Here is a 23,968-nt window from a genome sequence, read left to right as displayed (position 1 = left end):
TTACCGCATCTCCTTGCGCGCGTTGCGAACGTTCCACACCAGGATCGGCGTCACCAGCAGCATGATGACCATCGCGCTGGCCGAGCCCACACCCCAGTCACGGGCGACGAAGAGCTGGTTGAACATGTAGTTGGCGAGGACCTGCGTGCCCCATTGGCCGTTGGTCATCGCAAAGACGATGTCGAAGACCTTGAGCACGACCAGCGTGATCGTGGTCCAGACCACCACGATGGTCCCGGCGATCTGTGGCACCTTGATCTTGAAGAAGATCTGGAACGGGTTGGCGCCATCGACGATGGCGGCCTCGATGGTTTCCTCGGGGATACCGCGCAGCGCCGCCGACAGGATCACCATGGCGAAGCCCGTCTGGATCCAGACCAGCACCACCATCAGCAGGAAGTTGTTCCAGAACGGCACTGTCAGCCATTGCTGCGGGTCGTTGCCGGTCAGCCAGACATAGACCGCATTCATCACGCCGATCTGCTCGGCTCCCGGCGGGCGGGCGTCATAGACCAGCTTCCAGATCACCGCGGCGCCAACAAAGGAAATGGCCATCGGCATGAAGATCAGCGACTTGGCCACGTTGCCCCACTTGATCCGGTCGGACAGCTGTGCCGCCAGCAGGCCGAAGGCGGTGGACAGCGCTGGCACGACGATCAGCCAGAACATGTTGTTCCACATCGCCTCCCAGAACTTGGGATCGGCGGACATCTGGACGTAATTGGCAAACCCGACAAAGCGGTAGACCGTCGATCCGTCGGGCTGGGTGACCCGCTCTGTCAGCGACAGGCGGATGGTCTCGACCACTGGGTAGGCGAGATACAGCGACAGCGCGAAGAGCGCCGGGAACAGGAACAGCCAGGGCCGGACCATGTTGGCGCGGTTGATGTTGCGCCCCGCCTGCGGCCCCTTGGCGGGGAACAGCACCTTGTCCAGGAACTGGTTCGAGAAATAGAAGTAGCTAAGGCAGGCGCCCACGCCGATCACGATGGTCAGCAGGCCCTGGATGGCAGGATGCATGACGGTCTCCCCCCGGTTCGCGCCCTGCCGGACTGTGCCGCCAGGCGCAAATGTCTTCCAAGAAATCCGCAAATTCCGTCAACGGAATTTGCCGCCCGGCCCCGCCGGACTGCGGAGGCGGCCAGCACCGCCCCCGCCTCCGCGCTTACTTCAGTGCGTCCCAGCTGTTCTGGATGCCCGAGGCCACGGCGCCAGCGTCCTTGCCGCCGGTATAGTCGACCATCCCCGTCCAGAAGCTGCCCGCGCCCACGCCGCCCGGCATCAGGTCGGACCCGTCGAAGCGGAAGGTGGTCGCGCCCAGCAGGATGTCGTTCATCTTGGCTGTCGGCGCGTCCGAGAACTTGGACGAGTCCACACCCTTGAGCGGGGTCAGGAAACCGCCGCGCGCCATCCAGATCTCGTGCGCCTCGGGCATCTGGAGGAAGGCGATCAGATCATGCGCCGCGTCGTTCTCGTTGGTGATGGCCCAGAGCGTGCCCGCGCCCAGCACCGGCGCGCCCAGGTCCTTTTCGGCATAGGCCGGGAAATAGAAGAAATCCGCGTCCTCACCGACGACCGTGCCTTCGGGGAAGAAGGCCGGGATGAACGACGCCTGGCGGTGCAGGTAGCACTGCGGCGGCGCATCGAAGAGGCCCTTGGGGCTGTCGCGGAAATCGGTCGAGGCGACGGCGCCCGCGCCGCCCGCCACGTAGGCGTCGTTGCGCGCGAACCAACCGAACTCCTCGATCGCGGCGACCACCTTGGGGTCGTCGAATTTCAGCTCATTCTTCACCCAGGCGTCGTAATCCTCGGGCGATTGCGTGCGCAGCATCATGTCCTCGACCCAGTCGGTCGCGGGCCAGCCGGTCGCGCCGCCCGATCCCAGACCGATGCACCACGGCGTCTCGCCATCGGCGACGATCTGCTCGGTCAGGGCCTTGAGCTCTTCCATCGTGGTCGGGATCTCATAACCCGCATCCTCGAAATTCTCGGGAACATACCAGACCAGCGACTTCACATCGACCTTGTAGAAGAACCCGTAGAGGTCCGTTGCCCCGTCAGGGCCCGCATAGGTGCCGAGGTCGACCCAGGACTGGCCGGCTGCGTAATTGTCGCGCACCCAGTCGCCCGTGCCCTCCTTGAGCGGCGCGAGGAACCCGCGGCCCGCCATGTCGGACGCCAGACCCGGCTGCGGGAAGATCGCGATGTTCGGGGCCGACCCGGCCTCGGCGTCGACGACGATCTGCTGCTCGAAACTGTCCGAGCCGACATAGCTGACGTTGTGGCCCGATTGGGCGGCGAAGGCGGCAAGCACCTCTTCGACCACGGCCTGGTCGGGGCCAAGCCAGGGCCCGAAAACGGTCAGATCCTCGGCCTGGGCCATGCCTGCGGTCAGCGCCGTGGCAGCCACACAGGTGTAAAAACGAGATTTCATTATGACTCCTCCCATTGTCGCGCCTGTCCGGCGCTTTCCGCCTGAATCTCTGGCGCCGGCACAATAGCCAAAGCGCTTTGGACACAGACTTCCTGTCCTACCTGTTAGCGACTGTCAACGACGTCGCGATTTATTACAAACACTTTTTTCGCCGCAGCGCAGCTAGGAAAGTTGCAGTAGCCCCCCTTTCGTGCAGCGCACGGTTGTGACACTGTGATCGGAATTCAAACCGCTTTGAATGCGTCCGCATGAATCTCAAGGAACTCTCGCGCCATCTGAACCTGTCCCCGACCACGGTCAGCCGGGCGCTGAACGGCTATCCCGAGGTCAGCGAAACGACTCGCGCGCGGGTGCAGGCGGCGGCCCGCGCGATGAACTATCGCCCCAATGCCCGCGCCCGTGGCCTCGCCACCGGCCGGACGCAGGCGATCGCCCATGTCATCCCGGTGAGTCGCCGGCACCAGATGGTGAACCCGATCTTCGGCGATTTCATTGCCGGCGCCGGCGAAACCTATGCCCGCGCGGGCTACGACATGGTGCTGAGTATCGTCGACGACGTGCGCCAGGACCGCGTCTATCGCGACATCCACGCCCGCGGCACGGTGGACGGCATCATCGTCAGCGCCCCGGCCATGCGCGACCCGCGCATCGCGCTGCTCAACGGGCTTGGCCTGCCCTTTGTCGTGCATGGCCGCGCGACAGAGGAAACCGCCCCCTACAGCTGGCTCGACACCAACAACAGCCGGTCCTTCCGCCGCGCCACCGATTTCCTGCTGGATCTCGGCCACCGTCGCATCGCGCTGATCAACGGACTCGAGGACATGGATTTCGCATGGCGGCGGCGGCGCGGATTCGAGGCGGCGCTGATCGCGCGCGGCCTTGCCCCCGACCCGCGCCTGATGCGGGCCGAGGACATGACCGAGGTCTATGGCTTTCGCTCAGCGCGCGACATGTTGCGGCAGGCAGAGCCGCCCACCGCCTTTCTCGTCTCGTCCGTCATCAGCGCCATCGGCGTACGCCGGGCGATTCATGATGCGGGCCTCGACATGGGGCGCGATGTCTCGGTCATTACCCATGACGACGACCTCGGCGCCTTCAAGAACGACCAGGATGTGCCGATCTTCACCGCCACCCGATCGTCCGTGCGCAGCGCCGGAGAGCGCGTGGCCGAGATGCTGCTGCAGCTGATCCGCGACCCCGGCTGCGGCCCCCTGACCGAGATGATGGAGGCCGAGTTGATCATCGGCGCCTCGACCGGCCCCGCCCCACAGTGAGGACACCATGAAACAGACCCGACAGGACTTTCCGCCCGGCTTCCTCTTTGGTGCTGCCACCTCGAGCTACCAGATCGAGGGCCACGCCTTTGGCGGTGCGGGCCGCACCCACTGGGACGATTTCGCAGCCACCCCCGGCAACGTGGTGCGGGCGGAAAACGGCGACCGGGCCTGCGACCATTACCACCGCTTCGAGGAAGACCTCGACCTGGTGGCGGCGGCCGGGTTCGACTGCTACCGCTTTTCCACCAGCTGGGCGCGGGTCATGCCCGACGGGCGAACGGTCAACCCCGAGGGGCTGGATTTCTACGACCGGCTCACGGACGCCATGCTGGAGCGCGGGCTGAAACCCTGTGTCACCCTCTATCACTGGGAACTGCCCTCGGCGCTGGCCGACAAGGGCGGCTGGCGCAACCGCGACATCGCGGGCTGGTTCGCGGATTTCACCCAGACGATCATGGGCCGGATCGGCGACCGGATGTATTCCGCCGCGCCCATCAACGAGCCCTGGTGCGTCGCCTGGCTGAGCCATTTCATGGGGCTTCACGCGCCCGGCCTGCGCGACATCCGCGCCACCGCCCGCGCCATGCACCACGTCCTGCTGGCGCATGGTACCGCGATCCAGGTGATGCGCGACCTCGGAATGAACAACCTCGGCGCGGTGTTCAACATGGAATGGGCCGCCCCCGCCGATGACAGCCCCGAGGCCGCCGAAAAGGCCGCGCTGATGGACGCCTATTACAACACTTGGTTCCTGTCCGCGGTGTTTCGCGGCGAATACCCCGCAGCGGCACTGGCCGGGTTGGAGCCGCACATGCCCGACCGCTGGCAGGACGATTTCGCCAAGATCCAGAGCCCGGTCGACTGGTGCGGCATCAACTATTACACGCGCAAGCTGATCGCCCCCGCCGACGGCCCCTGGCCCGCCCTGCGCGAGGTCGAGGGCCCGTTGCCCAAGACCCAGATGGAATGGGAAGTCTACCCCGACGGGCTGCACGATTTCCTCGTACGCACGGCACGTGATTATACCGGCGTCCTGCCGCTGTTCATTACGGAAAACGGCATGGCCAATCCCGACAGCGTGCAGGACGGCGCGGTGAACGACCCCCAGCGCATCGCCTATGTCGAGGCGCACCTTGACGCCGTTCTGCGCGCCATCGCGGCCGGTGTGCCGGTGCAGGGTTACTTCCTGTGGTCGCTGCTGGACAATTACGAATGGGCGCTGGGCTACGAGAAACGCTTTGGGCTGGTGCACGTGGATTTCGACAGCCTTGAACGCACGCCCAAGGCGTCCTACCACGCGCTTAAGTCCGCCCTGACCGTCTGAAACGGAGGCCCCCATGTCCGATCCCGTTCTCGCCGTCGTCGCCGATATCGGCGGAACCAACACGCGCGTCGCGCTGGCGCGGGGGCGCGCGGTGCAGGCCGACACGATCCGCCGCTACCGCAACGCCGACCACCCGGGAATCGAGCCGATCCTGCAATCCTATCTCAAGGAACTGGGCGCGCAGCCCCGCGCGGTCTGCGTCGACATGGCCGGGCCGGTCAAGGACGGGGTCGGCAAGCTGACCAACCTCGACTGGCACATCGCCGCGCCGAGCCTTGCGCAGGCCACCGGCGCCGCCACGGTCGCCGTGCTGAACGACCTGCAGGCGCAAGGCTTTGCCGTGGGGCATGTCGCGCGCGAGAACCTGCGCACGATCCTGCCCGCCGATCATGCCGGGCCCGAGGCCGCGCGGTTGGTGGTGAACGTGGGCACGGGGCTAAACGCCGTGGCGGTCTATCGCTCGCGCGGGTTGACCATCGTGCCGCCGGCCGAGGCAGGGCATATCTCGATCCCCGTGCAGACCGATGAGGAACTGCGCCTGCTGCACTGGCTGGCCGAGGGGCATGGCACGCCCGGGCTGGAAGAGGTCCTGTCGGGCCGTGGTCTGGAACACATTCACCGCTTCCTCGCACTGCAGGACGGCAAGGACCTGACCTTGCCCGCCGACGCGATCTTTGCCGCCTTCGAGGCGGGCGAGCCCCGCGCGACCCGTGCCGCGCGACTTTTCGTCCGGTTCATGGGGCGTTACGCGGGAAACCTCGCGTTGATCACTCTGCCCTTTGGCGGCGTCTTCCTCGTCGGCGGAGTCGTCCGCCACTTCGCACCGCACCTGCAGAAGCTGGGCTTTGCCGAGGCCTTCCGCGACAAGGGGCGGTTCGGCCCCTTCATGGACCAGTTCCCGGTCTGGATGGTCGATGACGATTACGCGGCCCTGACCGGCTGCGCGGTGCATCTGAGCGAGATCCTGGAAGGGTGAAAGCCGCCCACGGTCGCACCTTGTCGGATCTTGGTTCGGTTAACAAACTCTTGAAATAGCGATTAAAAATAGACGGAATGTTTCGCGCGCGAAACATTTGGACCGATCCGGACCTTTCCAGATCGGCAAGAAAAGGCGCCCGTACCCATGGTTCGGACGCCTTCGATGCATCACTTGAGGATCGAACGGCCCGCATATTCCGCCGTCTCACCCAGCATTTCCTCGATGCGGATCAGCTGGTTGTACTTGGCCAGCCGGTCAGAACGGGCCAGCGATCCGGTCTTGATCTGACCGCAGTTCGTCGCCACGGCGAGGTCGGCGATGGTCGCATCCTCGGTCTCGCCCGAGCGGTGCGACATGACGTTGGTCATGCGCGCGCGATGCGCCATCTCGACCGCCTGCAGCGTTTCGGTCAGCGAGCCGATCTGGTTCACCTTGACCAGCATCGCGTTGGCGCAGCCGCGCTCGATCCCCATCGCGAGGCGCGCCGGGTTGGTCACGAAGAGGTCGTCACCCACCAGTTGCAACCGGTCGCCCAGCCGCTCGGTCAGCAGCTTCCAGCCGTCCCAGTCATCCTCGGAGCAGCCATCCTCGATCGAGATGATCGGGTAATCGGCACAGAGAGCCTCAAGATAGGCGACATTCTCTGCCGGAGACAGGGTTTTCCCCTCACCCGCAAACACATAGTTGCCGTTCTTGAAGTATTCCGTGGCGGCGCAGTCGAGCGCCAGCATCATATCGTCACCGGGCTTGTAACCAGCCTTTTCGATGGACTTCAGGATGAAATCCAGCGCCTCCCGGGTGCTGCCCAGGTTCGGCGCGAAACCGCCCTCGTCACCAAGACCGGTCGAGAGGCCCGCCGCCGAAAGCTCCTTCTTCAGCGTATGGAACACTTCCGACCCCATGCGCACCGCATCGGCGATGGTCTCGGCCGCGACGGGCATGATCATGAATTCCTGGATGTCGATCGGGTTGTCGGCATGCTCGCCCCCGTTGATGATGTTCATCATCGGGACCGGCAGGACACGGGCCGAGGTGCCGCCGACATAGCGGAACAGCGGCTGGCCGCAGAAATCCGCCGCCGCCTTGGCCACCGCCAGCGACACGCCGAGGATGGCGTTCGCGCCCAGGCGGCCCTTGTTGTCAGTGCCGTCCAGTTCGATCATCGCCATGTCGATGGCCACCTGCTCGGTCGCGTCGAAGCCCACGATGGCCTCGGCGATCTCGCCATTGACGTTGGCGACCGCGTCCAGCACCCCCTTGCCCATGTAGCGGCTCTTGTCGCCGTCGCGCTTTTCGACCGCCTCGTAGGCGCCGGTCGACGCGCCCGAGGGCACCGCCGCGCGGCCCATCGTGCCGTCTTCCAGCGTGACGTCTACCTCGACGGTCGGGTTGCCCCGACTGTCCAGGATCTCGCGGGCGTGAATGTCGATGATGGTGCTCATGGGTCAAATCCCTCAAACTTGGTTGCGCGACCTATCGCAGACGCAAGGCGCGTTGTAAACGCGGATGTTATCGCTAACACGCCAAGCCTGCTTGGGTTTGCGCTAACGCTTCTTTCGCCAGCCTGCGTTCCCTCAGGAACGAGTAAAGCCCCGCCGCAAGGATCAGCGCCGCCCCGACCAGCGTCCAGCCATCGGGCCGGTCGCCAAAGATCAGGATCCCCAGCGCGGTGGTGAAGATCAGCCGCGTGTAACGGAAGGGCGAGACGATCGAGGCCGGGGCCAGCCGCATCGCCGTGGTGATCGCGAGGTATCCGCTGGTCGTCACGATTACCGCGCCGAGGATCGGCCAGAGCGCGTCGGGCGCATAGCTGGACGGCTCCGACGCAAAGGCCCAGAGCGCGAGGCCCGGGACCAGCGTGATGCCAAATCCCCAGGTCGAAATGGCCAGCGCAGGAATATGCGGTGGCGACAGGCGCGTCACCAGGTCGCGTGCCGACAGCGCGGCGATGCCCAGAACGGCCCAGAGCTCATACCCGGTAAAGCCCGCGCCGAAGGGCCGGATCACGATCAGCATGCCGACGATGCCCACCGCGACGGCGGCCCAGCGGCGCCAGCCCACCTGCTCCTTGAGAAAGATCGCCGCCCCCAGCACGACGATCAGCGGCCCGGTCTGGATGATCGCGGCAAAGACCGGCAGCGAGATGTATTTCAGCCCCGTCACCATGCCCACCGCGCCCACCACCTCGCAGAGGTTGCGCAGCAGCACCATCGGGTGCAGCGCGTCCCGCCCCAGCAGAGACACGCCCCGCATGGCCGCCAGCGCCACGAACAGCGCCGTGCCGCCGATGCTGACCAGGGTCATGACCTGCCCGATGGGCGCGGCGTTGGTCGCCAGCTTGAAGAACGCGTCCGCCCCGGCCAGCAAGGCCATGGACAGGATCATCAGCGATATGGCGCGAAGGACGTCCACTCAGGTGATGACGTCGGGCGCATCGCGGCCGGTATGGGCCTTGATCCCGGCGATGGCCTCGGCCGCGGCAATGACCGGCGCCAGCGCCACCTGCGCGTCCATCGTCATGGTGACAGGGTCGAAGAATTCGAGGTAGACGCGCAGGGTCGCGCCCTCGGTTCCCGTGCCGGACAGGCGGAACACCACGCGCGCGCCGCCGTCGAAATGGATGCGGATGCCCTGCCCCTCGCTGCGCGAGCCGTCCACCGGGTCGTCATAGGCGAATTCGTCAGCCTGGCTCACCACCAGCCCGCCGACCTTGGTGCCCGGCAGATCGGCCAGCTTGGCCCGCAGCCCGTCCATCAGCGCGTTGGCGCCCTCGGTCGGGATGCCCTCGTAATCGTGGCGCGAGTAATAGTTGCGCCCGTAGGTGCGCCAATGCTCTTCCATCAACTCGGCGACCGAGATTCGTTTCGCGGCAAGGATGTTCAGCCAGAACAGCACGGCCCAGAGCCCGTCCTTTTCCCGCACATGGTCGCTGCCGGTGCCCGCGCTTTCCTCACCGCAGATCGTCACCCGACCGGCGTCCAGCAGGTTGCCAAAGAACTTCCAGCCGGTTGGCGTCTCGTAGCAGGCGATCCCCAGCTTTTCCGCCACCCGGTCGGCGGCGGCCGAGGTGGGCATGGACCGCGCGATGCCCTTGAGCCCCCCGGCATAGGCGGGAACAACCGTCGCATTGGCGGCCAGCGCGGCGAGGCTGTCGGAGGGCGTCACGTAGATGCCGCGGCCCACGATCATGTTCCGGTCGCCATCGCCATCCGAGGCGGCGCCGAAATCGGGCGCATCCGGCCCCATCATCAGGTCCATCAGGTCCCTGGCCCAGATCGGGTTCGGATCGGGGTGGCCTTGCCCGAAATCCGGCAGCGGCGTGCCGTTGACCACGCTGCCCCGCGCCGCACCCAGCCGGTCCTCAAGGATCGCCCGAGCATAAGGCCCGGTCACCGCGTGCATCGCGTCGAAGCGCAGGGTGAAGCCGTCGGCGAACAGGCTTGCGATCGCCTCGAAATCGAACAGGCTTTCCATGAGTTCGGCGTAATCCGCCACCGGGTCCACCACCTCGACCGCCATCGTGCCGAGGCTCTGCTCGCCCAGCGTCGAGAGATCGACGTCATGCGCCTCGAGGATGCGGTATTCGGTGATGGCCTTGGTGGCCTCGAACATCTTCGCCGTCAGGCTTTCCGGCGCGGGCCCGCCGTTCGAGGCGTTGAACTTGACCCCGAAATCGCCGTCCGGCCCGCCGGGATTGTGGCTGGCCGAGAGGATGATGCCACCGAACGCCTTGCGCTTGCGGATCAGGTGCGAGGCGGCGGGCGTCGACAGGATGCCGTCCTGCCCGACGATGACCCGGGTCGCCCCGCCGGCCGCGGCCATGCGCAGCACGACCTGGATCGCCTGCGTGTTGAAATACCGCCCGTCGCCGCCGACGACCAGGGTGCGCCCCTCGACCCCGCCCACGGCGGTCCAGATCGCCTGGATGAAATTCTCGAGGTAATGCCGGCCCTGAAAGACCGGCGTTCGCTTGCGCAGGCCCGAGGTGCCGGGCTTCTGCCCGTCGATGGGTTGGGTGTTGACCGTGACGATGTTCATTCTGCCGTCTCCCTGTCCGCTGACAGAGGTATCGCCGGTTTGCCCGCGCGGGGCAAGGCGGGCCGCTCAGATCACCGCGCGCTCAGGATTAGGCCTGTTTTCAAGCACCCGGTCATAGCCGAAATCCGACAGGTCGAGCGCGCGGAATTCCCCGTGGGCGATCCATTCGGCCAGGCCGCGGCCCACGGCCGGCGCCTGCTGCAGCCCGTGGCCGGAAAAGCCGTTGGCGAACAGGAAATTCGGCAGGTCCGGATGCGGTCCGAGGATCATGTTCTGATCCAGCGTGTTCCAGGCGTAGTGCCCGGCCCACATGCGCACCGGCTTGATCGCCTCGAAGGCGGCGGAGCGCGCGGCGAGGACCGGCCAGACGATCTCCTCGAACTCGGCATGGCGCGGCTCGAAATCGTCGGGGTCCACCGCCGGGTCGGGATCGGGCGTGGCGCCGGCCAGGAAATAGCGCCCCTCGGGCCGCACATAGACGCCGCTTGGGTCGATCATCAACGGCAAACAGCCGCCCTTGACCCGCGCGCTGCCCTGCGGGCTGGCGGCACAGTCAAAGACAAAGACAGTGCGCTTGCGCGGCTCGACCGGCAGGGACAGTCCCGCCATGCCCGCCACCTGCGCCGCCCGCGGTCCCGCCGCATTGACCAGCCAGCCGCAACCGACCCGCGCTCCGGAGGCCAGCCGCACCCCCGTCACGCGCCCGCCATCCCGCTCCATCCCCGTCACCGTGTCGCGAAGCAGATCCGCTCCGCGAGATCGCGCCCGGTTGCGCAGGCCTGTCATCAGCCCGACATTGTCAAACCAGCCCTCGCCGCTGTGTCCCCAGGCACCAAGCAGCAGGTCGTCCACCCGCAGATGCGGAAAGGCCTGCGCCATCTCCTCAGGTGTCATCAGGACGACATCCGCCCCGCAGGCCATCTGCGCGGCATGGTTCTCGCGCAGCACCTGCGCCTGCGACCGCGTCCCCGCCAGCGTCAGGTAACCGCCCTCGACCAGCGCCAGGTCCGGCCCTGGCACCCCGTCCACCGCTGTCAATTCCGGGAAGGAACGAATGACCTCAAGACCATATTGACTGATCTTCACGTTCACGGGATTGGAGAACTGCGTCCGGATCGAGGCGGCGGACAGCGCGGTGGACGCCTGCGCGAACCCCATGTCGCGTTCGACGATCGCCACCGACCCGCCAAAGCCTGCACACTCCATCAGCGCCCAGGCCACGGCCGATCCGATCGCCGCCCCGCCCACGATCACCACGTCATAGCGTTCGCGCACCCTGTCCCTCTTCATCTTGCCCGAAAAACTCCGGGGGTGAGGCCCGCAAGGGCCGAGGGGGCAGAGCCCCCTAAACCCGTCCCAGCGCCAGAACCGCGTTCAGCCCGCCAAAGGCAAAGGCGTTGGACAGCACCACGTCCACGCTCGCTTCGCGCGCCTCGTTCGGCACCACGTCCAGCGCGCATTCCGGGTCGGGCTCTTCATAGCCGATGGTCGGCGCGATCACCCCGTCGCGCAGCGCCATGATGCAGGCCAGAAGCTCGACCGCCCCGGTGCCGCCGATCAGGTGGCCATGCATCGACTTGGTCGAGGAGATCATCAGCCGGTCCGCATGCCGCCCGAACACGTCGGCCACCGCCGCGCATTCGGTCTTGTCATTGGCCGCCGTGCCGGTGCCATGCGCATTGATGTAACCGACGCGCTCCTTCGCGATGCCGCCATCCTTCAGCGCGCCTGCAATGGCCCGCGCCGCGCCCTGTTTCGACGGCATGACGATGTCCGCCGCATCCGAGGTCATGGCGAAACCCAGCACCTCTGCCAGGATTTCGGCGCCACGCGCCTTGGCGTGCTCGTAATCCTCGAAGACAAAGACACCGCCACCCTCGCCCTGCACCATGCCGTTGCGCGTGGCGCTGAACGGGCGGCAGGCGTCCTTGGACATGACTCGCAGCCCCTCCCAGGCCTTGACCCCGCCAAAGCACAGCATCGCCTCTGTTCCGCCCGTCACCATCGCGGTGCAGAGGCCAGAGCGCACCATCTGGAAGGCCTGGCCCATCGCATGGTTGGATGACGCGCAGGCGGTCGCGACGGTAAAGCTGGGGCCGCGCAGGTTGAACTCCATGCTCACATGGCTGGCGGCGGCGTTGTTCATCAGCTTGGGCACGACAAAGGGGTGAACCCGGTTCTTCCCTTCCTCGTAGACGGCCCGGTAATTCTCGTCCTGCGTGGTCAACCCACCGCCCGAGGTGCCCAGCACCACGCCCGACCGGTCGGCCAGTGCGCCCGTGAACTCCAGCCCCGACAGTGCCAGCGCCTCGCGCGCGGCGATCAGGGCGAATTGCGTGAACCGGTCATACAGCGCCAGTTGCTGGCGGTTGAACACCGCCTCGGGATCGTAACCCTGAACCTGCGCGCCGATCTTGACGGCGAGACGCTCGACATCGCGGAACTGCAGCGGGCCGATGCCGCAGCGCCCCTCACGCATCGCGGCAAGCGTTTGCGGCACCGACTGGCCGAGCGGGTTGATCGTGCCCGCCCCCGTGATGACGACACGCCTCACCCCTTCTGCTCGGCGATCAGCTTTTCGATGCCAGCGACGATGCTGGCCACCGAGGAAATGTCGAAATCGGATTCGGTGGGATCGTTCGCGTTGAAGGGGATCGAGATGTCAAAGGCTTCCTCAATGGCAAAGATCGCCTCGACGAGTCCGAGCGAGTCGATCCCGAGGCTTTCCGGCGTGCTCTCCAGCGTCACGTCGGAGGGTTCCAGCATCGCCTGTTCGGCGATGATCTCGATCACCTTGCGTCGGACATCCATCGTCATGTTCCCATCCCGCTGCGATTTGCAGGGCATTTAGTCGTTTCGACGGCGAATTGAAACGGAAATTCGCCGTGACCCGACGGCGCGCGAGGCTCAGTCCGACCCGCGCAGCCGGGCCATCGCGGCCTTGAGGTCGGCCACCTCGCGGAACAGGCGCGGCAGGCGGCGCAAGCCCTTGGTCACCTCGATCTGCGTGTCCATCTTCATCGCCGGATAACCCAGCATGACGCGGCCCGGGGGCACGTTGGACAACGCGATGGTGGCGCCGCCCAGGATCGCGCCAGCCCCGATGTTTGTGTTGTCGCTGACGCCGGACTTGCCGCCCAGCACCGCCCCGTCGCCGATGGTCGAGGTGCCCGCCAGCCCCACCTGCGCACACAGCAGCACGTCGCGCCCGACCACGACGTTGTGGCCCACCTGCACAAGGCTGTCGATCTTGGTGCCGCTGCCCACGATCGTGTCGCGCACCGTGCCACGGTCGATCGTGCTGTTCGCGCCGACCTCGACATCGTCGCCCAGCGTCACTGCGCCGAGGCTGTGGATGCGCGCCCAGGGCTGGCTCGCCGCGCCCGTGTCGCGGCCCAGGCTGGCGCGGGCGCGTTCCACGCCCGAGACCTCGGGGGTGACAAAGGAATAGCCGTCGCCGCCGATCACCGCCCCCGGCTGCACGATCAGCCGTGCGCCGGCGGTAACACCCGCCATGAGCCGAGCGCCGACATGGATCAGCGCGCCCTCGCCCAGCGTCACGTCGCGCCCGACATGGACATGGCCCGCGATCACCGATCCCGCGCCGACCCGCGCGCCCGCGGCGATGTAGGCAAAGGGGCCGACGCTGACGTCCTCGCCCAGGACGGCGCCATCCTCGACGATGGCCGAGGGGTGAATACCCGGCGCATAACCTTGCCCCGGATCCATCATCGCCGACAGGCCCGACAGCGCGTGGCGCGGCCGCGGCGACAGGATCGCGCCCTTCAAACCATAGGATTTCCAGTCGGCCCCGTCCCAAAGCATCGCGGCGCGGGCCTGTCCCTGCGACAGGGCGGCGGCATAGTCGGGCTTCATCGCCAGCGCGATCTGATCGGGCCCGGCCAGGGCCGGCTCCGCCACGCCAGACACCCGCAGAGCGGTATCGCCCACGGCGGTCAGGCCAAGCGAGGCCGCGATCTCAGCCAGGCTGTAGGTCGGTCGGGTGTCAGACATGGCGGCCTCCGGTGCAGCGGTGCGGGGGCGCGCCGCCCCCGTCCGGTGTTGCCGCCGGTTTAGCTGCGTCCTGCGCGCAGGGCCACCCCCTGCCGCGCCAGCGCCTGCCAGATCAGCGCGTCCCTGCCATAGACATCGGCGCGGTAGTTCACCGGCCCCTTCGCCTGGGTGAAGGCGGTGCGGTAGATCAGGTGCACCGGGACCGGCTGTTCCAGATTGACGCGGGTTTCGGCCCCGGTGTTCAGGATGCGGTGGAACAGCCCCTGCGGGTCATCGGTCTGCCGGGCGAGCAGCGCATAGGCGAAGTCATGCGGATCATCCAGCCGGATGCAGCCATGGCTGTAGGTGCGCACCTCTTCCTTGAACAGGTGCTGCGAGGGCGTGTCGTGCAGGTAGATGTTGTACTGGTTGGGGAACATGAACTTGACCGACCCCAACGCGTTCTTCGGCCCCGGCGGCTGGCGCATCGAGAAGGGGAAGGAACTGGCCGAATACTGGCCAAAGCCGTTGCCCCGGCCGACCACGCGGCCGCGCGCGTCGATGATCTGGAGATGGCTGACCGCGCCCGGGTTGCTGCGCAGCATGGGCAGGTATTCCTTGACGATGATCGAGCGCGGCACATACCAGGACGGGTTGATGACCATGTGCGTCATCAGGTCCGAGAATTCCGGCGTGCGCCGGTCCGGGTCCTGGTGCCCGATGACCGAGCGGGTCTCGAAGGTCAGCTTGTCGTCATCCATGATGCGGGCATGGAAATCCACCAGGTTCACCAGGATGTGCCGCTTGCCCCGGCCCTCGGGCAGGTTCAGCCAGCGCTCGCGCTCCATCGCGACGATGACGGATTGCAGCCGCTCCTCGGGGGCGGTGTTGATCGCCCGCAGGGTCGAGGCGCCTGCGACGCCGTCGGGCTCGAGGCCATGCGCCTCCTGGACGCGGCGGACCGCCTCGGTCAGGCGGGAATCGTAGGACGCGCCGAGGTGCGGCTTGAGATGGCCCATGCGCACCAGCCGGTCACGCAGCGCGACGACCGCGGGGCCGCTGTCGCCCGGTTCCAGTTTGGCCGCGGGCACGGTGTCGCCCCAGCCACCATGGGCGATGCGGTGTTCCAGCAGCAGCTTTTCCCGCATCAGGCGCGAGTATTCCGCCGTCGCGGGCACCAGCGCGCGCATCACGGCGCGGGGATCGCCGTTGTCCAGCTTGGCCAACTGTTCGGAATCGGGGCGGCGCGGCAGCACGCGCTTGATCCCGGCATCCAGCGTACCGGGGTCGAGAATGCCGGATTGCAGGTCATGCGCGAACAGCAGGTAGGTCCGCGTCATCGCCATCTCCGCCAGGCCACGTTCTCGCCCGGTGCGGGCGGTGGCCAGCTGTGCCATCAGCCCTTCGGCGTCATAGCGGCGCGCCGGCAGGCCGTGGTCGTCGGCCATGCCGAGGATCTCGAACAAGGCGCTGCGGCGGGCGGCCGACAGGTCGTCGGCGCCGGTCCAGAGCGGTTCGAACCCCCGGGTGCGGTAGAAGGCGGCCACCTCCGGGTTGTCCCCCAGCGATTCCGCGACCGCCTGCTTGAAGGCAGTAACCGTGAAAGAGAACCCGTCCTGTGCCGCGACCGGACTGCCCTGTGCAGCAGTTAGCGCCAACACAAGCGCCGCCGCGCGCGTCAATCGGCGGGAGCCCGCCAGAAACTCAAATTTCATCGACCAATCCTCATTCGCGCGTCCGTTCCCGTTTTGATTTAATATTCAAGGCACTGAGCCTGTCCACTCACAATCGTGCCAGACGCGCCCGGCGTGGCAAGGAAAGCGCGCATGGGCAGGATCGCCACAATTGGGCGCAATTTCGGCAGGAACCCGCGCATTTGGCCTTGATCGTGTCCATTCCGCCAAAATGGCGGTTTCGAGTTAACCCGATTCGTGCGATAGAGTTCCCGCATCTGGGGAAAAAGATGGCAGGCGGCGCACAACGTTGCGCCCACTCGACAGGTAACTCAAGGCGACCACGGGACAGGCGCTCTCATGACAGATACGACCAAAGCCAGCTTTTCGCGGCGTGCATTGCTTGGCGCGTTCGCAGCGACAGCCCTGACGGCGGCACCGACCTTCTCGAACGCGGCGGGTTTTCTGCGCGGCGCCGGCGACATCCGGCGGCTGCGCATGTATTCTGGCCGCACGGGCGAGCGGATCGACATGATCTACTGGATCGAAGGCGAATACATCGCCGACGCAGTCAAGGAAATCAATCACTTCATGCGCGACTGGCGCAACAACCAGGTCAAGTCGATCGATCCGCGGACGATCGACATCATGACCGCGGCGCATAACCTGATGGATGCGTCCGAACCCTACATGCTGATCTCGGGCTATCGCAGCCCGCAGACCAACGCGATGCTGCGCTCGCGGTCGAGCGGCGTTGCCAAGAACTCGCGTCACCTGCGCGGCGAAGCAGCCGACCTGCGCCTCTCCTCGCGCTCGGTCGGCCAGATGGCGAAAGCAGCCATGGCCTGCCGCGCCGGGGGCGTCGGCCGGTATACAGGTTCGGATTTCGTGCACATGGACTGCGGTCCGGTCCGGTCCTGGGGAAGCTGACGCGGCTCTCTGCCGTCTCCTATGACGATGTCCCACGGGGCGCCTTTCGGGGCGCCCTTTTCGTTTCTTCCTGACAAATCCTCCTGGCGCGACTGGCGCCGACGATCACTATGCCAGAAATCGGCCCACGAGTCTCAGTCTGGAATCCCAGACCAGAGCAAGGGATAGAAACGATCGGTTTCCAGGTGAGGGGAAGGTGGCGCGGTTGACGGGGCTCGAACCCGCGACCCCCGGCGTGACAGGCCGGTACTCTAACCAACTGAGCTACAACCGCGCATCGCGCCGACCCAGATCCGTTTCGCAGCAGTGGCGCGGTTGACGGGGCTCGAACCCGCGACCCCCGGCGTGACAGGCCGGTACTCTAACCAACTGAGCTACAACCGCCCGCTGCGACCCGGCCTCTTGGCCATGGCGTGAGGGGGGTAATATGCGGGGTGCTTTCCCCCGTCAAGCGCCTTTCCCGCCGGAAATGCCGCAAAATGCGCGGCAATCCGCAAAGACCGTGTCCCGCGCGCAACGCCATGCGCCGCGCGCCTGGGGACAGTCAGAAACGGGCTTGCGTGAAACCGCCCGGGACGCCGACCATATCCTCTCTGCCAAACCCCTGTTCTGCCACGGGATTGTTTCAATGAGTATTTCCAGTCGACGGACATTTCTGTCCACGCTCGGCGCTGCGGCGCTGACCCTGCCCTCGGCCGCCTCTGCCACGACACCGGTCATAGCCCTGCCCCGCGATGCCGGCAGAGGCGATGCAGCGACCATCATGGCGGTGCGCACGCCCTCGCCGGTCGTGGCGCTGACCTTCGACGACGGGCCACATCCCACGCTGACGCCGCACCTGCTGGACCTGCTGCGCGCGCGCCGCCTGCGGGCGACCTTCTACCTGATCGGCAACCGCGTCGTGCAATGGCCCGACATCGTGCGCCGCATCGCAAGCGAAGGCCACGAGATCGGCAATCACAGCTGGAGCCACCCTGTCCTCAGCAAGCTGTCCGACGCAGCCGTGCGCGACGAGATCGACCGCACGAGCGACGCGATCTGGCGCGTCACCGGGCGGCCGCCCGTCACCTTCCGCCCGCCTTACGGCGCCTTCACCCAGCGCCAGCGCCACGCTCTGCTGGAATCGCGCAAGCTGCCCACCGTGTTGTGGTCGGTCGATCCGCAGGATTGGCGCCGCCCCGGGGCGCAGGCGGTGGCCAGTCGGATCCTGAACGGTAGCCGCCCCGGCGCGATCATCCTCAGCCACGACATCCAGCGCGGCACGGTCGCCGCCATGCCGCAGACGCTGGACGGGCTGGCCGCGCGTGGGCTGAAATGCGGCACGGTCAGCCAGATGCTGGGCTGGCCGCTCTGGCAGGATCGGCGGTTCCGCCGGGTGGCGGGCTGAGTCAGCGCTCGGGCAGCGGGATGTAGTCCGCGTCGTCTCCCGGCGGCAGATGGAATCGCGGGTTGCTGTGCCAGTCGGCGCGCCGCCAAGCCTCCTTGGCTTCCTCGATGCGCTCCTTCGACGAAGCGACGAAGTTCCACCAGATGTGGCGCGGCCCCTCCAGCGTGGCGCCACCCAGCAGCATCAGCCGCGCACCCTGCGGCCCCGCCCGCAACGAGACCCGGTCGCCGGGGCGAAAGACCATCATCCGCCCGGAATCGAAATCGTCGCCCGCCACGGTGACAGAACCCTCGACGACATAGGCGCCGCGATCCTCGTGATCCTCGGGCAGCGGGATCTGCGCGCCGGGTTGCAGCACCGCGTCGGCATAGAACATCTCGGACGCGGTCGCGACCGGCGCGCGCTCACCCCAGGCCGAACCGAGGATCAGGCGCACCTGCTTGCCCTCGCCCTGCATCAGCGGCAGGGCCGAGCCCGGCGCGTGGTGGAATTCCGGCGCGCGGTCCTCGTGGTCCTTGGGCAGGGCGACCCAGGTCTGGATGCCGAAGAAGGGCATCGGATCGCGCTGGGTCTCGTCGTCGGTGCGTTCGGAATGGGTGATCCCCTGCCCCGCCACCATCCAGTTGACCGCGCCCGGCTCGATCCACTGGTCGGTGCCGAGGCTGTCGCGGTGATGCATCCGACCGCGATAGAGATAGGAGATCGTCGCGAGCCCGATATGCGGATGCGGCCGCACGTCCAGCCGCCGCGTCGGCAACAGTTCCGCCGGCCCCATCTGGTCGAAGAAGATGAACGGCCCGACCATCTGCCGGCGCGGCGCGGGCAGCGCGCGTCGAACCTCGAAGGCGCCAAGGTCGCGGGCGCGGGGAATGATAACGGTGTCGATCGCGTCCACCGCGTCGCCGGTCGGGCAATGCGGATCGAGGGCGGGGTTCCAGCTCATGTCCTGTCTCCCTTCTGGGGTTGGCGTGATGCGACCAAGATAACAGCGCGCATGTCCACAGAAACCCCTGCAATCGGCCAATAGCTGTGCGATTTCGCACAAGAAAAGCCCTCTCACGGCAATGTGCTGCCAACCCGCACCACCGCCAACCACGCCGCCCCGTCATCCGCTTGTGACGGTCACACGGCCTTGGTAGGCGTGCCGCCCGAGTCGCAGGAGCCAGGAATGTCCGAGCCGCAAGAAAACCCCGACCTGCTTCGCTTCGGCTGGGAGGAATGGGTGTCCCTGCCCGATCTCGGACTGCCCGCGCTCAAGGCCAAGGTGGATACCGGCGCGCGCACCTCGGCGCTGCATGCCTCGGATATCGAATCCTTCGGCTCGATCAACGCGCCCAAGGTGCGGTTCATGGTGCATCCTGTGCCGGGGCGCGAGGACCTGGCGATCGCCTGTTCGGCCCGGGTGGTCGACCGGCGCACGGTGACCTCGTCGAACGGTGAATCGGAACAGCGCTATGTCATCGCCTCGGCGCTGCGCGTGGGCGACCAGAGCTGGCGGATCGAGATGACGCTGACGGATCGCTCGTCGATGAATTCGCGCATGTTGCTGGGTCGCGAGGCGCTGAAGGACCACATCACCATCGTCGCAACCGAACGCTACCAGCAACCGCGCCTGAGTTACGACGTCTACACCACCGCCAAGGTGCGCACCGCCGCACCGAACCGGTCCCTGCGCATCGCAGTCCTCAGCCGCGAGGACAATTACTCGACCCGCCGTCTTGTCGAGGCAGGCGAAAAGCGTGGCCACAGCGTCGAGGTCATCGACACGCTGCGCTGCTACATGGCGATCAACGCGCTGGCGCCCGAGGTGCATTACGACGGCAAGCGCCTGCCCCGCTACGACGCGGTAATCCCGCGCATTGGCGCCACGATCACCTCTTACGGCACGGCCGTGGTGCGGCAGTTCGAAACGATCGGCACCTTCTGCCTGAACGGGTCCGACGGCATCCTCGCCTCGCGCGACAAGCTGTTTGCGCACCAGCTGATGGCGCGGCACCGGATCGGCATGCCCAACACCGCCTTTGCCAGCAGCCCGAAGGATACCGACAGCCTGATGCGGCTGGTCGGCAACGCCCCGGTGATCGTCAAGCTGCTGGAATCGACGCAAGGCAAGGGTGTTGTGCTGGCCGAGACCAAGAAGGCCGCGCAATCGGTGATCGACGCCTTTCGCGGGCTGAAGGCGAATTTCCTGGTGCAGGATTTCGTCAAGGAATCGGCCGGCGAGGATATCCGCTGCCTCGTGGTCGGCGGCAAGGTGGTCGCCAGCATGAAGCGCACCGGGGCCGAGGGCGATTTCCGCAGCAACCTGCATCGCGGCGGCTCTGCCAAGGTGGTGCGCATCACCCGCGAGGAGCGCGAGGCGGCGGTGCGCGCAGCGCGCGCCTTTCGACTGGGTCTCGCGGGCGTGGACCTGCTGCGGTCGGATTCCGGGCCCAAGGTGCTGGAGGTGAATTCGAGCCCCGGCCTCGAAGGGATCGAGACCGCGACGCACAAGGACATCGCCGACCAGGTCATGGCCCATGTCGAATCGAGCGTGCGCCCTACCCCGGTGCGCAGCCGCAAGGCCCTGCCGGACGCCTAGGGGCGCAGCGCCGAGGGGTGAAGCGGCAGGTCCATCACCTCGACACCGTGCGGCAGCGTCACCAGCTTGCGCCCGCCGCGCGTGTCCTGAAAGGTGTATCCGTGGCGCGCCAAACGCCGTGCAAGGTCTGCATCGTCCCTGGCGAGGGCCAGATCCTCCCGGATCAGCGCCTGCACATGCAGAAGGATCAGTGGGTCGAGAGTCGCGTTTGTCATCCTCGCCTCCATCCTGAACAGGATAGCATTGCAAAGCGGCATGATCACGGCGTAACCGCGACAGCATCCGGCACGCGAGCCTCTTTACCCCGACCCGTATTATCCTATATCTTTGCTCGGGAATTAAGGAGCAGTGAGACCATGAACGAAGCCAGCCCAAAGCTTGAAGGCACCCCGCTGATCGCGCCTTCCAGCACCGATCACCCGCTGTACGATCAGGTGGTCGAGGCCTGCCGCACGGTCTATGACCCTGAAATCCCGGTCAACATCTACGACTTGGGCCTCGTGTATACGATCGAGATCAGCGACCAGAACGAGGTGCGGATCGTGATGACCCTGACTGCGCCTGGCTGCCCGGTGGCGGGCGAGATGCCCGGCTGGCTGGCCGAGGCGATCGAACCGCTGCCCGGCGTCAAGCAGGTCGATGTCGAGATCACCTGGGATCCGCCCTGGGGGATGGACATGATGTCGGACGAGGCGCGGCTGGAACTGGGCTTCATGTAAGACGCGCAACCCGCGCTTGTGATCGGGCGGTCGCGTGCCTACCTTGGTGGGAAAGAAAAGGTGAGTCTCATGTTCGGCATTCCCGGCAAATCCCCCGTGATCCTGACCGCCCCGGCGGTCGCGCAGATCCGCAAGCTGATGCAGCGCGACGGCCGCTATGGTCTGAAGATCGGAGTCAAGAAGGGCGGCTGCGCGGGCATGGAATACACGATGGATTACGTCGATACGGCCGAGGCCGCCGACGAGGTCGTGGAACAGGACGGCGCGCGCGTCCTGATCGCGCCGATGGCTCAGATGTTCCTGTTCGGCACCGAGATCGACTACGAGACCTCGCTGCTGGAATCGGGGTTCCGGTTCCGCAATCCGAACGTCGTCGATGCCTGCGGCTGCGGCGAGTCGATCAAGTTCAAGGAACTCGACGAGCTGGAGGCCGAGCGCGCGGCGCAAGGCTGATGGCGATCTCGGCTGCCGAGATCGGTTTCGCGACCGACCTGTTCGCCGGGCTTGGCGCGATCACCACGCGGCGCATGATGGGCGGCCTCTGCCTGTATCACGACGGTACGATCTTTGTCCTGCTGCATCCCGAACACGGCATCCTGCTGAAAGGCGCGGGCGATTTCATCGACCGGCTCGAGGCGATGGGCTGCACCCGATGGACCTATGCGCGCGAGGGCAAGGCGCCGGTCGCCATGCCCTACTGGACCCTGCCAGACAGCGCGCAGGACGATCCAGCCGAAGCGGTGGCCCTGGCGCGCGAGGCGCTAAGGCATCTCTGACAGGTCCGACCCTGCGCCGGACCTGTTTGCCGTCATCCGGGCATCACGGCAGAAAGACCTGACGTGTGTAGACCGGGACATCCATGATCGCCACAAGCGACTCGGCCCCATTGAAAATTCCCGTCAATTCCGGGATCGAGCTGCTCAGCGACACGGTGCCATCCAGCGGCTTGCCCACCGCCGTGCTCATGGCCAGGTCGACAAGCTGATCGTAGCGATAGATGCGCGAGAAATCGGGGTTCACGGCGGAATGCGGAAAGGCTTCTGCCGGCCCCCAGCCCGCCTTGCCCGAGACAAAGCTAAGCTCCAGAGCCAACGTGCCCCCGTCATACGAGACGGCCCAGGACTCGGTCCTGGTGCGGCCGCCATTGGCGGGCCCGGTCGTGGCGCTGCTGCGGGCGACCTCGGCCGCGACCGAGTTGGAATAGGGGTTGGCCGACATGTCGGACGCGAAAATGCGGTAGACGAAGAGACTCGGCGGCCCCCCGGCATCCGGCGCGGCGAGGCCTGCAAGAACCGCGTAGCGGCTGTTCGGCGGGCTCGTGGGCTGGCCCTCGGGGTTCAACTGCACCAGCCGGTCAATCATCACCAGCAGCAGGTTGCCGCCCGCAAGCGGTCCGTTGGGAAAGGCCATCGGCGCCCAACCCTCGGGCACATAGGCGCCAAGCGCGTCGGCGTTTACGTCAAAGGCGAGAATGACGCGGTTGTCGACATTCGAGCCGACCAACGTTTCGGCGCGCGACAGGTCCGGCGCAACCAGCAGGCAGACGACTATGGAAAGGGCCGTGATGGCGCGGCGTGCCAGATATGCAATCATGGATTTTCCTCCTCCCGAAACGGGCGCCATGCGCTGCGTCCCGCGTCGGAAAGTGAGGCAGGCAAACGCGGGCCTTGCCATGATCTGCATCATGGCCCGGACGGTTTCATCCCGTCCGAGTGACGCTCAGCCCGCCTTCATGTGCAGGTAGGTTTCCTCGAACCGTTTCGACAGGTGCTTGCCCGCCGTGATCGGCTCCGCCCCCTTTGGGGCGACATTCGTCTCGTAATTCGGGTTGAAGAACAGCGGCACCGACAGCCGTTCCTCGGCGCTGCCCACCACCCGGTGCAGCGTGGCGCGGACGGCGCCGGCGGTCCACATCTCGAACATCTCGCCGAAATTGATGACGAATTCTCCTGGTCCGGCGGTGACCGCCTGCCAGTCGCCCTGCGCCGTCAGCACCTCGAGCCCCGGCACCCCGTCGGTGGCCAGCAGCGTCAGGCAGCCGTAATCGGTATGCGCGGCGATGCCGAAATCCCTGTCGCCCGCCCAGTCGGGGCGCGGCGGATAGTAGTTGCCCCGCAACAGCGCCATGGGCCGGTCGAACTTGTCGTCGAAATAGGCGCGGTCGTGCCCCAACGCCTCGGCCAGCCCGCGCAGGATCACCATCGCCACGGCCATCGCGTCGCGGTAATAGGCCTGCACCACCTCGCGGAACCCTTCGGGCCGCGCGGGCCAGAGGTTCGGCGCATAGACCGAAAGCCCGGTCTCGGGCGCCTCGAAGCCGCAGTCGAAAACCTGCTTGTAATCCGGGTTGGCGTTGGGGTCGACCTGTTCCGACCCCGGCGCGCCCCAGCCCCGGTTCGAGCCCGTCGCCGCCATGTCCACCAGGCGCTTTTCCACCTCGGGCCGATCAAAGAAGGCGCGGTAGGCGGCGAGGACAAAGCGCATGCGCGCAGGCGACAGCCCGGTGTTGTGAACGGTCAGGAACCCGGCCCCGCGGGCACCCTCGCGCAGCGCCTCCAGCGTCGCGGGGTCGCGGGCCTCGATCAGCGCGGCGTCCAGTCTGGGGATCATGACGGCCTCCATTCTCGGGTTGC

23 protein-coding genes and 2 tRNA genes are annotated in these 23,968 nt (G+C 66.5%); 9 read left to right on the top strand and 16 right to left on the bottom strand.

The genetic code is table 11. The features are described 5' to 3' along the window. Window positions 1-1,020 (bottom strand): carbohydrate ABC transporter permease, encoded by a 1,020-nt coding sequence (locus KB874_RS09625; protein WP_212536342.1) that lies wholly within the window; start codon window positions 1,018-1,020, stop codon window positions 1-3. 145 nt (window positions 1,021-1,165) lie between these two features. Then, window positions 1,166-2,434 (bottom strand): ABC transporter substrate-binding protein, encoded by a 1,269-nt coding sequence (locus KB874_RS09620; RefSeq protein WP_212536341.1) that lies wholly within the window; start codon window positions 2,432-2,434, stop codon window positions 1,166-1,168. Window positions 2,435-2,682: 248 nt separating this feature from the next. Between KB874_RS09620 and KB874_RS09615 the strand changes: the two genes are divergently transcribed. Genes KB874_RS09615 through KB874_RS09605 form a run of 3 tightly spaced genes read left to right on the top strand, consistent with a single transcriptional unit; the run spans window position 2,683 to window position 6,011 of the window. Beyond that, the gene (locus KB874_RS09615) at window positions 2,683-3,708 is read left to right on the top strand and encodes a substrate-binding domain-containing protein (protein WP_212536340.1); all 1,026 of its coding nucleotides are present in this window, start codon (window positions 2,683-2,685) and stop codon (window positions 3,706-3,708) included. Between the two features lie 7 nt (window positions 3,709-3,715). Next, entirely contained in the window at window positions 3,716-5,035 is a 1,320-nt protein-coding gene (locus KB874_RS09610) for a GH1 family beta-glucosidase (protein WP_212536339.1), read from the top strand. A 13-nt stretch (window positions 5,036-5,048) separates the two neighbouring features. Next, complete coding sequence (locus KB874_RS09605; RefSeq protein ID WP_212536338.1) at window positions 5,049-6,011, top strand: glucokinase; 963 nt, start codon at window positions 5,049-5,051, stop codon at window positions 6,009-6,011. Between the two features lie 170 nt (window positions 6,012-6,181). On the opposite strand, the gene eno is transcribed toward KB874_RS09605, so the two are convergent. From eno to KB874_RS09565, 8 genes are all read right to left on the bottom strand, one after another. Further along, window positions 6,182-7,456 (bottom strand): phosphopyruvate hydratase, encoded by a 1,275-nt coding sequence (gene eno / locus KB874_RS09600; RefSeq protein WP_212536337.1) that lies wholly within the window; start codon window positions 7,454-7,456, stop codon window positions 6,182-6,184. A 73-nt stretch (window positions 7,457-7,529) separates the two neighbouring features. After that, window positions 7,530-8,426: a DMT family transporter gene (locus KB874_RS09595; protein WP_346346531.1), complete on the bottom strand. Its 897-nt coding sequence runs from the start codon at window positions 8,424-8,426 to the stop codon at window positions 7,530-7,532. Then, window positions 8,427-10,052: an alpha-D-glucose phosphate-specific phosphoglucomutase gene (locus KB874_RS09590; protein ID WP_212536336.1), complete on the bottom strand. Its 1,626-nt coding sequence runs from the start codon at window positions 10,050-10,052 to the stop codon at window positions 8,427-8,429. 66 nt (window positions 10,053-10,118) lie between these two features. Next, entirely contained in the window at window positions 10,119-11,342 is a 1,224-nt protein-coding gene (locus KB874_RS09585; protein ID WP_212536335.1) for an NAD(P)/FAD-dependent oxidoreductase, read from the bottom strand. A 55-nt stretch (window positions 11,343-11,397) separates the two neighbouring features. Next, the gene (locus tag KB874_RS09580) at window positions 11,398-12,606 is read right to left on the bottom strand and encodes a beta-ketoacyl-[acyl-carrier-protein] synthase family protein (protein ID WP_212536334.1); all 1,209 of its coding nucleotides are present in this window, start codon (window positions 12,604-12,606) and stop codon (window positions 11,398-11,400) included. Then, window positions 12,603-12,863, bottom strand: a complete 261-nt coding sequence (locus tag KB874_RS09575; RefSeq protein WP_212536424.1) for an acyl carrier protein — start codon at window positions 12,861-12,863, stop codon at window positions 12,603-12,605. Before KB874_RS09575 ends, KB874_RS09580 begins: the two co-directional genes overlap by 4 nt. Window positions 12,864-12,959: 96 nt before the next feature. Next, a complete protein-coding gene (locus KB874_RS09570; protein WP_212536333.1) occupies window positions 12,960-14,066 on the bottom strand; it encodes a UDP-3-O-(3-hydroxymyristoyl)glucosamine N-acyltransferase in 1,107 nt (368 codons plus the stop codon). A gap of 59 nt (window positions 14,067-14,125) precedes the next feature. Beyond that, a complete protein-coding gene (locus KB874_RS09565) occupies window positions 14,126-15,760 on the bottom strand; it encodes a L,D-transpeptidase family protein (RefSeq protein ID WP_212536332.1) in 1,635 nt (544 codons plus the stop codon). Between the two features lie 318 nt (window positions 15,761-16,078). Here KB874_RS09565 and mepK point away from each other — a divergent pair, with 318 nt between their 5' ends. Further along, entirely contained in the window at window positions 16,079-16,648 is a 570-nt protein-coding gene (gene mepK / locus KB874_RS09560; RefSeq protein WP_212536331.1) for a peptidoglycan L,D-endopeptidase MepK, read from the top strand. Between the two features lie 197 nt (window positions 16,649-16,845). Here mepK and KB874_RS09555 read toward each other — a convergent pair. Both KB874_RS09555 and KB874_RS09550 read right to left on the bottom strand, forming a co-directional pair. Further along, a tRNA-Asp gene (locus KB874_RS09555) sits at window positions 16,846-16,922 on the bottom strand. A 33-nt stretch (window positions 16,923-16,955) separates the two neighbouring features. Continuing rightward, window positions 16,956-17,032, bottom strand: a tRNA-Asp gene (locus KB874_RS09550). A gap of 244 nt (window positions 17,033-17,276) precedes the next feature. Between KB874_RS09550 and KB874_RS09545 the strand changes: the two genes are divergently transcribed. Then, window positions 17,277-18,035 (top strand): polysaccharide deacetylase family protein, encoded by a 759-nt coding sequence (locus KB874_RS09545; protein ID WP_212536330.1) that lies wholly within the window; start codon window positions 17,277-17,279, stop codon window positions 18,033-18,035. A gap of 1 nt (window position 18,036) precedes the next feature. Here KB874_RS09545 and KB874_RS09540 read toward each other — a convergent pair whose 3' ends face one another. After that, complete coding sequence (locus KB874_RS09540) at window positions 18,037-18,978, bottom strand: pirin family protein (protein ID WP_212536329.1); 942 nt, start codon at window positions 18,976-18,978, stop codon at window positions 18,037-18,039. Between the two features lie 225 nt (window positions 18,979-19,203). On the opposite strand from KB874_RS09540, the gene rimK reads away from it, so the two are divergent. Continuing rightward, entirely contained in the window at window positions 19,204-20,616 is a 1,413-nt protein-coding gene (rimK, locus tag KB874_RS09535; protein ID WP_212536328.1) for a 30S ribosomal protein S6--L-glutamate ligase, read from the top strand. On the opposite strand, the gene KB874_RS09530 is transcribed toward rimK, so the two are convergent. Continuing rightward, on the bottom strand, window positions 20,613-20,831 hold the full coding sequence (locus tag KB874_RS09530) for a hypothetical protein (RefSeq protein ID WP_212536327.1): 219 nt from the start codon (window positions 20,829-20,831) through the stop codon (window positions 20,613-20,615). The genes rimK and KB874_RS09530 overlap by 4 nt on opposite strands. Before the next feature lie 141 nt (window positions 20,832-20,972). Between KB874_RS09530 and KB874_RS09525 the strand changes: the two genes are divergently transcribed. The 3 genes from KB874_RS09525 to KB874_RS09515 all read left to right on the top strand — a co-directional run bounded on the left by KB874_RS09525 (window position 20,973) and on the right by KB874_RS09515 (window position 22,111). Then, window positions 20,973-21,335, top strand: coding sequence for an SUF system Fe-S cluster assembly protein (locus KB874_RS09525; protein ID WP_212536326.1), 363 nt, complete (start codon window positions 20,973-20,975; stop codon window positions 21,333-21,335). A 69-nt stretch (window positions 21,336-21,404) separates the two neighbouring features. Continuing rightward, window positions 21,405-21,788 carry a HesB/IscA family protein gene (locus KB874_RS09520; protein ID WP_212536423.1) on the top strand — a complete coding sequence of 128 codons (384 nt, stop codon included), beginning with the start codon at window positions 21,405-21,407 and terminating at the stop codon, window positions 21,786-21,788. After that, a complete protein-coding gene (locus tag KB874_RS09515) occupies window positions 21,788-22,111 on the top strand; it encodes a TfoX/Sxy family protein (RefSeq protein WP_212536325.1) in 324 nt (107 codons plus the stop codon). Before KB874_RS09520 ends, KB874_RS09515 begins: the two co-directional genes overlap by 1 nt. 43 nt (window positions 22,112-22,154) lie before the next feature. Here the strand turns inward: KB874_RS09515 and KB874_RS09510 are convergent, their stop codons facing one another. Continuing rightward, complete coding sequence (locus KB874_RS09510; RefSeq protein WP_249200345.1) at window positions 22,155-22,928, bottom strand: hypothetical protein; 774 nt, start codon at window positions 22,926-22,928, stop codon at window positions 22,155-22,157. Window positions 22,929-23,054: 126 nt separating this feature from the next. After that, on the bottom strand, window positions 23,055-23,945 hold the full coding sequence (locus tag KB874_RS09505; protein ID WP_212536324.1) for an isopenicillin N synthase family dioxygenase: 891 nt from the start codon (window positions 23,943-23,945) through the stop codon (window positions 23,055-23,057). Window positions 23,946-23,968 lie beyond the last annotated feature (23 nt).

It is taken from the genome of Thetidibacter halocola, from assembly GCF_018224955.1.
Taxonomy (GTDB): Bacteria; Pseudomonadota; Alphaproteobacteria; order Rhodobacterales; family Rhodobacteraceae; genus Thetidibacter; species Thetidibacter halocola.
This window is presented reverse-complemented; position numbering and strand designations above follow the sequence as displayed.

Excerpts from the sequence above, each read along its gene's own strand:
- KB874_RS09625 (WP_212536342.1), bottom strand. The coding sequence starts at position 1,020 with ATGCATCCTGCCATCCAGGGCCTGCTGACCATCGTGATCGGCGTGGGC.
- KB874_RS09620 (WP_212536341.1), bottom strand. The coding sequence starts at position 2,434 with ATGAAATCTCGTTTTTACACCTGTGTGGCTGCCACGGCGCTGACCGCA.
- KB874_RS09615 (WP_212536340.1), top strand. The coding sequence starts at position 2,683 with ATGAATCTCAAGGAACTCTCGCGCCATCTGAACCTGTCCCCGACCACG.
- KB874_RS09610 (WP_212536339.1), top strand. The coding sequence starts at position 3,716 with ATGAAACAGACCCGACAGGACTTTCCGCCCGGCTTCCTCTTTGGTGCT.
- KB874_RS09605 (WP_212536338.1), top strand. The coding sequence starts at position 5,049 with ATGTCCGATCCCGTTCTCGCCGTCGTCGCCGATATCGGCGGAACCAAC.
- eno (WP_212536337.1), bottom strand. The coding sequence starts at position 7,456 with ATGAGCACCATCATCGACATTCACGCCCGCGAGATCCTGGACAGTCGG.
- KB874_RS09590 (WP_212536336.1), bottom strand. The coding sequence starts at position 10,052 with ATGAACATCGTCACGGTCAACACCCAACCCATCGACGGGCAGAAGCCC.
- KB874_RS09585 (WP_212536335.1), bottom strand. The coding sequence starts at position 11,342 with ATGAAGAGGGACAGGGTGCGCGAACGCTATGACGTGGTGATCGTGGGC.
- KB874_RS09575 (WP_212536424.1), bottom strand. The coding sequence starts at position 12,863 with ATGGATGTCCGACGCAAGGTGATCGAGATCATCGCCGAACAGGCGATG.
- KB874_RS09570 (WP_212536333.1), bottom strand. The coding sequence starts at position 14,066 with ATGTCTGACACCCGACCGACCTACAGCCTGGCTGAGATCGCGGCCTCG.
- KB874_RS09565 (WP_212536332.1), bottom strand. The coding sequence starts at position 15,760 with ATGAAATTTGAGTTTCTGGCGGGCTCCCGCCGATTGACGCGCGCGGCG.
- mepK (WP_212536331.1), top strand. The coding sequence starts at position 16,079 with ATGACAGATACGACCAAAGCCAGCTTTTCGCGGCGTGCATTGCTTGGC.
- KB874_RS09545 (WP_212536330.1), top strand. The coding sequence starts at position 17,277 with ATGAGTATTTCCAGTCGACGGACATTTCTGTCCACGCTCGGCGCTGCG.
- KB874_RS09540 (WP_212536329.1), bottom strand. The coding sequence starts at position 18,978 with ATGAGCTGGAACCCCGCCCTCGATCCGCATTGCCCGACCGGCGACGCG.
- rimK (WP_212536328.1), top strand. The coding sequence starts at position 19,204 with ATGTCCGAGCCGCAAGAAAACCCCGACCTGCTTCGCTTCGGCTGGGAG.
- KB874_RS09530 (WP_212536327.1), bottom strand. The coding sequence starts at position 20,831 with ATGACAAACGCGACTCTCGACCCACTGATCCTTCTGCATGTGCAGGCG.
- KB874_RS09525 (WP_212536326.1), top strand. The coding sequence starts at position 20,973 with ATGAACGAAGCCAGCCCAAAGCTTGAAGGCACCCCGCTGATCGCGCCT.
- KB874_RS09520 (WP_212536423.1), top strand. The coding sequence starts at position 21,405 with ATGTTCGGCATTCCCGGCAAATCCCCCGTGATCCTGACCGCCCCGGCG.
- KB874_RS09515 (WP_212536325.1), top strand. The coding sequence starts at position 21,788 with ATGGCGATCTCGGCTGCCGAGATCGGTTTCGCGACCGACCTGTTCGCC.
- KB874_RS09510 (WP_249200345.1), bottom strand. The coding sequence starts at position 22,928 with ATGATTGCATATCTGGCACGCCGCGCCATCACGGCCCTTTCCATAGTC.
- KB874_RS09505 (WP_212536324.1), bottom strand. The coding sequence starts at position 23,945 with ATGATCCCCAGACTGGACGCCGCGCTGATCGAGGCCCGCGACCCCGCG.